The organism is Martelella sp. (assembly GCF_984369615.1).
In genome coordinates this window covers 1-8550 of record NZ_CFHTCS010000186.1, presented here as the reverse complement: position 1 = coordinate 8550, position 8550 = coordinate 1, and the positions used below count along the sequence as shown (strand labels likewise).

Genomic DNA, 8550 nt, shown 5'->3' with positions numbered 1-8550 from the left:
CTTGTCGGCCGGCACGGAAATCTCGAAGCCGTCCTCGCCGGTATAGCCGGAGCGCGAAATCACGCAGGTCACGCCCAGGATTTCGCAGGCGCGCACATCCATGAATTTCATCTCGGCAACGGCCGGGCAGAGCGGCGCCAGCACGGCTTCGGCCTTGGGGCCCTGCAGCGCCAGCAGCGCCTTGTCTTCGAAATGCGTTTCCACCGCGCAGAGATCGGAGAGATAGGCCTTCATATGGGCAAGGTCGGCGTCCTTGCAGGCGGCGTTGACGATGATGAGCAGGTGATCGCCGCGGTTGGCGACCATCAGGTCGTCCAGAATGCCGCCGTTTTCATTGGTGAAAAAGGCGTAGCGCTGGCGGCCGGGCTTGAGGCCGAGAATGTCGACCGGCACCAGTTTTTCCAGCGCGATCGCCGCATCGGCGAGGTTGCCGGAGCGCGGTTTCAACCAGACCTGGCCCATATGCGAGACATCGAAAAGGCCTGCCTTTTCACGGGTATGCAGGTGTTCCTTGAGAACGCCCATCGGGTATTGCACCGGCATGTCATAGCCGGCAAAGGGCACCATGCGGGCGCCAAGCTCCAGATGAAGCGCGTGAAGCGGGGTTTTTTCTAGCGGTTCTTGCGAGACCAAGACTTGCCTCCGGATTGCGTTTGACGAAAACGCCGGCTCAAAGGGGCGGGCGCGTGTGACATGCCCGTTTCGAATGAGCCCCCTCTGTCCCGTGTGCCTGAGATTATTATCCCTTCGGCCGGTCCCGGCGGATGCCGGACCTTGTCTCCAGAGTTCAGAAATACGCGCTGGTCCTTTGGCCTGAGAGTTTCCGGGGCAGTTGCTCCTTCGGCACCGCTTCACAGAAAGCGGGTTCTCCCAACGCGAATTTTGAAACGGATTATCCAAGTTGTGGCGGGATTTGCAAGAGGCAAGCGTCCGCCGGCCGAAATATCCACGGCGGGCGTCATCGACCTTCGGCAAGGACGGCGGAAGAGGGGTGGGCAGAAGGCGGAGGAGGGGCTAGTAAGGTGGGAGCCCAAGACCCTGGAAACCGGACGGACATCCTCTCGTGTCAACCATCCTCTCCCATGCCCTCATCGTTGCCGCCGGCGGAGCGCTCGGCTCGGTCGGACGCTATCTCGTCGGCGTCCTCGCCATCAGGCTCTGGGGACCGCAATTCCCGTGGGGCACATTCGTCGTCAATGTCGTTGGATCGCTCATGATCGGGCTCCTGGTGGAGGCGGTCGCGCGGGCGCTCAACCAGTCGGCGGAAATGCGGATGTTCATGGTCACCGGTTTCCTTGGCGGTTTCACCACGTTCTCGTCGTTTTCGCTCGATGCCATGACGATGATCGAAAGGGGCGATGTGCTGCATGCCGTCGCCTATATCGCTGCAAGCCTTCTCCTCGCGCTGATCGCGGTATTCGCAGGCCTCGCGATCGGACGGATGGTGTTCTAAACCCATTTCAATCCGGTGCGTCATGCGATAGAAGCCACGGCTTGAAAGAAGGGTTTTCGCACTATGGCGGGTATTGAACATATCAAGGTGGATCAGGACGAGGCGGGCATGCGGCTCGACCGCTGGTTCAAGCTGCATTATCCGGGGCTTGGCTTCGGCGCGCTGCAGAAGCTGCTGCGCTCCGGCCAGATCCGCGTCGACGGCGGTCGGGTCAAGAGCGACACGCGCGTCGAGCCGGGTCAGATGGTCCGCATCCCGCCAATGAACGTCGACCCGAAGACGTCTGGCCCCATACCGGGCAGGGACCTCAGGCACTCGCCCGACGGCGAGCTTCTGTCGCGCATGCTGCTGCATGAGGATGAGCGCGTGTTTGTGCTGAACAAGCCCGCGGGACTGGCCGTGCAGGGCGGGTCCGGCGTCGTGCGCCATATCGACAAGATGCTGGAGGCCTGGACCAACAAGAAGGGCGAAAAGCCGCGCCTTGTGCACAGGCTCGACCGCGACACCTCCGGCGTTCTGGTGATCGCCCGCTCGCGCCGCGCCGCGCAGTCGCTGACCGAGGCGTTTCGCCACCGCACCACGAAGAAGACCTACTGGTCTCTGGTCAAGGGCGTGCCGCGCAAACGGGAAGACAAGGTCTCGACCTGGCTGGTGAAGGAGCAGACGCCGGACGGCGACAGGATGCGGATCGCCAGACACGGCGAGCCCGATTCCGACCACGCTGTTTCCTATTACCGGGTCATCGATACGGCCGCCCACACGCTTTCCTGGCTGGAGATGGAGCCCTATACCGGGCGGACCCACCAGTTGCGCGTCCATGCGCTTCACATCGGACACCCGATCATCGGCGATCCGAAATATTTCGACGATGACCCGAACTGGGAATTCCCGGGCGGTATCCAGAAGCGGTTGCACCTGCATGCCCGCCATATCGATGTGCCCCATCCCGACGGCGGCAGGCTGAAGGTCACGGCACCCCTGCCGCCGCATATGGTGCAAAGCTGGAATCTTCTCGGCTTCGATGCCGATCGCGAAGATCTCGACAAGGATTGAGACAGGGACTGACATGAAGCTCGTATTGTTTGACTGCGACGGCACGCTGGTCGACAGCGCCGTGCGCATCCATGAGACCATGCGCCGCGCCTTTGTCGCCTACGGTCATCCCGAACCCACGCTCGCAGAGACCAAGACGATCATCGGCCTGTCGCTCGACTACGCGATTGCCCGGCTGCTCGGCAGGCACCGGATCGATGACGAGGTTCTGGCGATCCGGGTGAAGTTCAAGTCGCTCTTTGCCGAAGTCCATTCCGATCCCAACATGATGGAGCAGCTGTTTCCCGGCATTGCCGAGCTGATCGACGGCCTTGCCGCGCGCGGCGACGTCGCCATCGGCGCGGTCACCGGCAATTCGCGCCGGGGCCTGACCCATGTTCTGGATTTGCATGGACTGGCACCGCGATTTACCGTCTCGCGCACGGCCGATGACTGCCCCTCCAAGCCGCATCCGGCCATGGTGCTTGAATGCTGCGCGGAAGCGGGTTTCAATCCGGCGGATGCGGTGATCATCGGCGATGCCGTGTTCGACATGGAGATGGCGGTGAAGGCCGGATCCCATGCGATCGGCGTTGCCTGGGGTTACGGCGAGATCGCCGACCTGCAGGATGCCGGAGCGGGCGCGATCGTCTGGCATCCGGAAGAAATCTTGAAACTCGTCTGAGCCGGGAGTGCTCCCCATGAAGCTGGTGCTTTTTGATTGTGACGGAACGCTGGTCGACAGCCTGGCGATCATTCAGGAGACCATGGCCCGCACCTTCCGCGCCTTCGGACACGAGGCGCCGGATGAGCAGGCAACGCGCGGCACGGTGGGGCTTACGCTGGACGTGGCGATTGCCGGGCTACTGGGGCGTGAAGATGTCGATCATGAATGCCGGGACATGATGGGCTATTACCGCTCGCTTTTCGCCGAGGTGCGGCGTGACCCCGCCATGCAGGAAAAACTCTATGACGGCGTCGCCGCCATGCTGGCGCATCTCTTCCTGCAGGACGATATTCTCGTCGGCGCGGTCACCGGCAAGTCGCGGCGCGGGCTCGACCACATGCTGAAAACCCATGGCTACAGCGAAAAATTCATTACCACGCGCACGGCCGATGACTGTCCGTCCAAGCCGCACCCGGCCATGGTGCTGGAATGCTGCGATGAAACGGGCATGCGGCCGGAGCAGGCGGTGGTGATCGGCGACACGGTGTTCGACATCCAGATGGCCCGTTCCGCCGGTTCCGCGGCCGTCGGCGTTTCCTGGGGCTATGGCGCGCCGGATGCGCTGAAGCTCGCCGGCGCGGCGGCGATCGCCGAGACGCCGGATGATATTCTGAATTTCGTTCTGAAGGGTGCATGATGACCAATGATCCCATCCGCCGGTCGCAGGAACTGATGCGCGCCGAACTGCCGAAAAAATTCTATGCCGAGGCAACTGTCGTCGCCGAAGGCGAGGGCTTTGCGGTTAAGCTCGACGGCCGCCCGGTCAAGACCCCGTCGCGAAAGCCCCTGATCCTGCCGACGGAGGCCGCCGCCGAGTATGTGCGGGCCGAATGGCAGGCGCAGGAGAAGGTCATCGATCCGGCGAAAATGCCGATGACGCGGCTTGCCAACACCATCATCGACGGCGTGGCCGTGAATGCCGAGGCAGTGTTCGAGGAGATCGTCAGCTATGCCGGCAACGACATGCTGTTCTATCGCGCCGAAAGCCCGGAGGAGCTCGTTGCCCGGCAGTCCGAGCGCTGGGGGCCGGTGCTTGAATGGATGGCCGAGGAATATGGCGCGCGCTTCGTGCTGGTGGAGGGCGTGATGTTTGCCGAACAGCCGGCCGAAAGCCTTGAGGCCTTCCGCAGGCAACTGGAGCATCACCGGGCGCCGTTCGAGCTTGGCGCCTTGCATGTGATGACGACGCTGACCGGTTCGGCGCTGGTGACGCTGGCGCTGGCGCGCGGCCGCCTGACGCTTGATGAGGCCTGGGCGCTCGGCAATCTCGAGGAAGACTGGACGATCGAGCTCTGGGGCCATGACGAGGAAGCCGCCCGCCGCCGCGCCAGGCGTTTCGAGGACATGCAGGCGGCCCACAATCTGTTCGTCGCGCTGAAACGCTGATTGGAGCGGCCTAAAGCCGCTCCGCGTGCCAGCGCAGGTGATCGTCCATGAAGGTGGAGATGAAATAGTAGGAGTGGTCATAGCGCTCGTGCATTCGGAGCGTCAGCGCGATGTCGGTATCCTTGACCGCCGCCTCGAACAGCCAGGGCTTCAGCCCTTCCTCGAGAAAGCCGTCGGCCGTGCCCTGGTCGATCAGGAATTCGGGAAACCGGGCGCCGGCGGCAACCAGCGCGCAGGCGTCATGCTTGCGCCAGACATCCGGATCCGTTCCGAGATATTTCTCGAACGCGCCCTGCGCCCAGGGAGAGGTCGTGGGCGACACGATCGGCGCGAAAGCCGAGCAACTCCTGTAGCGATCGGGATATTTGAGCGCGAAGGTCATGGCGCCGTGGCCGCCCATGGAATGGCCGAAAATGCCCTGGCGCTCCATGTCGGCGCGGAAGCTGCCGGCGATCAGCGCTGGCAGTTCCTTGGTGATGTAGGTTTCCATCCGGTAGTTCAGCGCATAGGGGCTTTCGGTGGCGTCCACATAGAAGCCCGCGCCCTGGCCAAGCTGCCAGTTCGTGAGCGAATCGGGAACGTCCTTGCCGCGCGGGCTCGTATCCGGGCAGACGATGATCAGGCCGAGTTCGGCCGCCATGCGGCGATACTCGCCCTTTTCCATCACATTGGCATGGGTGCAGGTGAGCCCGGAGAGATACCAGAGCACGGGGCAGGGGCGTTCCGTCGCCTGCGGCGGAACGAAAACCGCGAAGGTCATCTCGCAGTTGCAGGCTTCCGAATCATGGGAAAAGACGGCCTGCATGCCGCCAAAAGCCGTGTTCTCGGACAGAATATTCATGGTTTTCCCTTTGTTTCGTCTTCTCTCTTGGCTTGAATGGATTTCGCCTGCCGGCAGAGCCGCTCCATGGCCTGCAGGAAGGCCGAGCGATCCTTCGGCGAGAAGGCGGCGTTATACCCCTTGCTCTCGCCGGTCTCGCGCAGATGCTGGCCGAGATCGCGCATGGCCCGCGCCATGCCGATATTGGCCTGATCGAACAGCCGGCCCGTCGGCCCGGTCACCAGCGCACCCGCGGCAACGCACCGTTCGGCGAGCGGCACGTCGGCGGTAACGACGATATCGCCGAGGCCGGCGCGTTCGGCGATCCAGTCGTCGGCGGCATCGAAGGCGCCGGAGACGATGATATTGCGGATCATCGGGTCGCGCGACGGCCTGAGGCCGGAATTGGCCACGAAGGTGACGGGCATGTCATGGCGCCCGGCGACCTTGGTGACCTCGGCCTTTACCGGGCAGGCATCGGCATCGACATAGATCATCCGGCGACTTCCGTTTGCATTCCGGCGGCATCACGCACCATGTCGATATGCGGGATGCCGTCCTCCAGATATTCTTTCGACACGGTCTCGAAACCGAAGCCCGCATAAAAGCGCTCGAGATGCGCCTGGGCGGAAATCGCGATCGGGGCGCCGGGCGCAAGCCTTTCGCAGGCGGCGACCGCTTCGCCCATCAGCCGTTCGCCAAGCTTTTGTCCCCGATGGGAGGGCGCGACGACGATACGGCCGATGCGCGCCTGCCTGCCCGTTCCCGGCGCGAAGATGCGGCCATAGGCGACCGGCTTGCCGTCCTCAAGAAGGCGCAGGTGAAGCGCCTCCGCATCCTTCCCGTCGAGCTCGGGATAGGAGCAGTTCTGCTCCACCACGAAGACGTCAACGCGCAATTTCAGCACGTCATAAAGTTCGCCCGCAGTGAGCGCGTCCATGCGGGCGATATCGACGGTAAGCGAACCCATCAGTAGACGACGACCGAGCGGATGCTTTCGCCCCTGTGCATCATGTCGAAGCCCTTGTTGATGTCCTCGAGCTTCAGGAGATGCGTGATCATCGGGTCGATCTCGATCTTGCCGTCCATGTACCAGTCGACGATCTTCGGCACGTCCGTGCGCCCGCGCGCGCCGCCGAAGGCCGTACCCATCCAGGAGCGGCCGGTGACGAGCTGGAACGGACGGGTGGAGATTTCCTGGCCGGCGCCGGCAACGCCGATGACGACCGACTTGCCCCAGCCGCGATGCGAACATTCGAGCGCCTGGCGCATGACGGTGGTGTTGCCGGTGCAGTCGAACGTGTAGTCGGCGCCGCCGATCGTGTCATTGCCGCGCTTGGTCAGGTTGACGAGATAGGGAACGACATCCTCGCCGATCTCCTTCGGATTGACGAAATGGGTCATGCCGAACCGCTCGCCCCATTCCTTCTTGTCATTGTTGATGTCGACGCCGATGATCATGTCGGCGCCGGCAAGGCGCAGGCCCTGGATGACATTGAGGCCGATGCCGCCGAGACCGAAGACGACGGCGGTCGCGCCCACTTCCACCTTGGCCGTGTTGATGACCGCGCCGACGCCGGTCGTCACGCCGCAGCCGATGTAGCAGACCTTGTCGAAGGGCGCGTCGGGGTTGATCCTGGCTACCGCGATTTCCGGAAGGACCGTGAAGTTCGCAAACGTCGAGCAGCCCATATAGTGATGGATCGGCTTGCCGTCGAGCGAGAAGCGCGAGGTGCCGTCCGGCATCAGCCCCTGACCCTGGGTCGCGCGGATCGCGGTGCAGAGATTGGTCTTGCGCGAGAGGCAGGACGGGCATTCGCGGCATTCCGGGGTATAGAGCGGGATGACATGGTCGCCCTTCTTGACAGAGGTGACGCCCGGCCCGACATCGACCACGACGCCCGCGCCCTCATGGCCGAGGATCGCCGGGAAGATACCTTCCGGATCGGCGCCGGAGAGCGTGAAGTCGTCCGTGTGGCAAAGGCCCGTCGCCTTCACCTCGATCAGGACTTCGCCTTCCTTCGGGCCTTCAAGTTGAACGGTCATGACTTCGAGCGGTTTTCCTGCTTCGACCGCTACGGCTGCGCGCACATCCATCGGTGTCTCTCCACTATCGCCTTTGTTGTCCGTCAATCTTTGGCATGGTCGCTCCTTGATCCGCAAGCTCAAGTCTGCGTGATCGCGCATTTCTCCCGTCTTCCCGCTCCCTGGCCGCGCGGACTGGCACTTTTACCCGGTTTTGGCTATGAAGGGCGACCAGAACCGGAAAATCCGGCATGCCCAACGGGACGGAAAGGCCGACTATGATGGAAGAGGAACTTTACGGCGACGATACGCTGGGCGGGCGCCTGCTCGCGGCCCGCGAAAGCGCCGGACTAAGCCTGGCGGAACTTGCCGGACACCTGGGGGTATCGCGCGAGACGGTGAGGAACTGGGAATGCGACCGCTCGGAGCCGTCGCTGGAAAGGCTTGTCCGGATCGCCGGCCGTCTGAATGTCCGCCCGCTCTGGCTGATTTCCGGCGATGTCGAGAAATCCCTTCCGGGTCACCGGCAGAAGAGCCTCAACCTCAAGGACGTCGTCATCGAAGTCAACCATGTCGGCCATGCGGGGCGCTATCCCGATGCCATCAAGCGACCGCGCCGGCCCGGGCCGTTCGGCTTTACCGTAACCGGCGGACGGACGCTGCACTGAGGTTTCAGCGCGCCTCTGCCACTGTTTCGCCGAAGACCTCCTCGAAGGCCTGCCGCAGACAGATATCGACATCCTCCGTCGTCACCGGCAAGCCGAGGTCGACAAGGCTGGTGACGCCGTATCCCGAAATGCCGCAGGGAACAATGCCGGCGAAATGCTCGAGATCCGGCTCCACATTGATCGACAGGCCGTGAAAGCTGACCCAGCGGCGCAGTCTGATGCCGATGGCCGCGATCTTGTCTTCGGCCGGGGAGCCATCCGGCAGGGGCGGGCGCTCCGGCCGTTTCACCCAGACGCCGACCCGGTCCTCGCGCCGCTCGCCGCGCACGTTCATCCTGTCGAGCGTCTTGATGATGGTCTCCTCGATCGCTGCGACGAAGGCCCGGACATCGCGCCGCCGCCGCTTCAGGTCGAGCATCAGATAGGCGACCCGCTGTCC

The 8550-nt window shown here is 63.4% G+C and carries 12 protein-coding genes and 1 riboswitch; of the genes, 6 read left to right on the top strand and 6 right to left on the bottom strand.

The window, feature by feature from the left end:
• Window positions 1-633: aminomethyltransferase family protein (locus AC5DC2_RS14675; RefSeq protein ID WP_491699004.1), on the bottom strand; the 633-nt coding region annotated here is incomplete at its 3' end.
• A gap of 158 nt (window positions 634-791) precedes the next feature.
• A riboswitch (glycine riboswitch) is annotated at window positions 792-883 on the bottom strand.
• Window positions 884-1063: 180 nt separating this feature from the next.
• On the opposite strand from AC5DC2_RS14675, the gene crcB reads away from it, so the two are divergent.
• The 5 genes from crcB (at window position 1064) to AC5DC2_RS14650 (ending at window position 4598) form a co-directional block, all read left to right on the top strand.
• Entirely contained in the window at window positions 1064-1453 is a 390-nt protein-coding gene (gene crcB / locus AC5DC2_RS14670) for a fluoride efflux transporter CrcB (protein ID WP_491699003.1), read from the top strand.
• A 63-nt stretch (window positions 1454-1516) separates the two neighbouring features.
• The gene (locus tag AC5DC2_RS14665) at window positions 1517-2506 is read left to right on the top strand and encodes an RluA family pseudouridine synthase (RefSeq protein ID WP_491699002.1); all 990 of its coding nucleotides are present in this window, start codon (window positions 1517-1519) and stop codon (window positions 2504-2506) included.
• A 13-nt stretch (window positions 2507-2519) separates the two neighbouring features.
• Entirely contained in the window at window positions 2520-3170 is a 651-nt protein-coding gene (locus AC5DC2_RS14660; protein ID WP_024709910.1) for an HAD-IA family hydrolase, read from the top strand.
• Between the two features lie 16 nt (window positions 3171-3186).
• Window positions 3187-3849, top strand: coding sequence for an HAD-IA family hydrolase (locus tag AC5DC2_RS14655; RefSeq protein ID WP_491699001.1), 663 nt, complete (start codon window positions 3187-3189; stop codon window positions 3847-3849).
• Window positions 3849-4598, top strand: a complete 750-nt coding sequence (locus AC5DC2_RS14650; protein ID WP_491699000.1) for an ATP12 family chaperone protein — start codon at window positions 3849-3851, stop codon at window positions 4596-4598. Before AC5DC2_RS14655 ends, AC5DC2_RS14650 begins: the two co-directional genes overlap by 1 nt.
• 10 nt (window positions 4599-4608) lie before the next feature.
• Here AC5DC2_RS14650 and fghA read toward each other — a convergent pair whose 3' ends face one another.
• From fghA to AC5DC2_RS14630, 4 genes are read right to left on the bottom strand one after another with little or no spacing between them, the layout of a single operon-like run.
• Window positions 4609-5439 carry an S-formylglutathione hydrolase gene (fghA, locus tag AC5DC2_RS14645; protein WP_491698999.1) on the bottom strand — a complete coding sequence of 277 codons (831 nt, stop codon included), beginning with the start codon at window positions 5437-5439 and terminating at the stop codon, window positions 4609-4611.
• The gene (locus AC5DC2_RS14640) at window positions 5436-5915 is read right to left on the bottom strand and encodes a YaiI/YqxD family protein (RefSeq protein ID WP_491698998.1); all 480 of its coding nucleotides are present in this window, start codon (window positions 5913-5915) and stop codon (window positions 5436-5438) included. Before AC5DC2_RS14640 ends, fghA begins: the two co-directional genes overlap by 4 nt.
• Window positions 5912-6388: a GNAT family N-acetyltransferase gene (locus tag AC5DC2_RS14635; protein ID WP_024709915.1), complete on the bottom strand. Its 477-nt coding sequence runs from the start codon at window positions 6386-6388 to the stop codon at window positions 5912-5914. Before AC5DC2_RS14635 ends, AC5DC2_RS14640 begins: the two co-directional genes overlap by 4 nt.
• On the bottom strand, window positions 6388-7515 hold the full coding sequence (locus tag AC5DC2_RS14630; RefSeq protein WP_491698997.1) for an S-(hydroxymethyl)glutathione dehydrogenase/class III alcohol dehydrogenase: 1128 nt from the start codon (window positions 7513-7515) through the stop codon (window positions 6388-6390). The genes AC5DC2_RS14635 and AC5DC2_RS14630 overlap by 1 nt, the downstream gene beginning before the upstream one ends.
• Before the next feature lie 206 nt (window positions 7516-7721).
• Between AC5DC2_RS14630 and AC5DC2_RS14625 the strand changes: the two genes are divergently transcribed.
• Window positions 7722-8111, top strand: coding sequence for a helix-turn-helix domain-containing protein (locus AC5DC2_RS14625; RefSeq protein ID WP_491698996.1), 390 nt, complete (start codon window positions 7722-7724; stop codon window positions 8109-8111).
• 4 nt (window positions 8112-8115) lie between these two features.
• Here AC5DC2_RS14625 and lipB read toward each other — a convergent pair.
• Window positions 8116-8550, bottom strand: a 435-nt coding sequence (gene lipB, locus AC5DC2_RS14620) for a lipoyl(octanoyl) transferase LipB (RefSeq protein ID WP_491698995.1), incomplete at its 5' end; no start/stop codon positions are given.